This is a genomic window from Streptomyces glaucescens (assembly GCF_002154375.1).
Lineage (GTDB): Bacteria > Actinomycetota > Actinomycetes > Streptomycetales > Streptomycetaceae > Streptomyces > Streptomyces glaucescens.
This window is the reverse complement of sequence record NZ_MUND01000995.1, coordinates 1-549: the sequence shown is the minus strand read 5'-3', so window position 1 is coordinate 549 and position 549 is coordinate 1. Positions and strand designations below refer to the sequence as shown.

At 67.2% G+C, this 549-nt stretch carries 1 protein-coding gene; it reads left to right on the top strand.

From position 1 onward, the window contains the following. Nucleotides 1–549: TIGR00645 family protein (locus tag CCN42_RS40085; protein ID WP_245877693.1), on the top strand; the 549-nt coding region annotated here is incomplete at both ends.

Genomic DNA, 549 nt, shown 5'->3' with positions numbered 1-549 from the left:
GCTCCAGGCCCCGCTCTACTTCGGGCTGGTCGTCGTGCAGGGCGTCTACGTCTACAAGTTCTTCAACGAGCTGTGGACGTTAATCCTGCGGTGCGTGAGCGGCCGGGCCGACGAGACGTACGTGATGCTCGCGGTGCTGAAGCTGGTCGACGTCGTGATGATCGCCAACCTGCTGATCATGGTGATCGTCGGCGGCTACGAGACGTTCGTCTCCCGCATCGACCTCCAGGGCCACCGGGACCAGCCGGAATGGCTCTCGCACGTCAACCCGAACGTGCTGAAGGTCAAGCTCGCCACCGCCATCGTGGGCATCTCGTCGGTCCACCTGCTCCAGATGTTCGTGGACGTGCACCACACGGAACACCACGACCTGCTGTGGGGCACGGTGATCCACATGGCGTTCATCGTGTCGGCCGCGATCCTCGCGTACATGTCGGGGCCGATGGCCGCCCGCTCCGAGCACGCGCACCCCCCCAGGGAGCACGCCCCGGCGGACCAGAACGCCCTGGCCGACCAGCACGCCCACCACCGCGGCGGCCCCGACCCGGC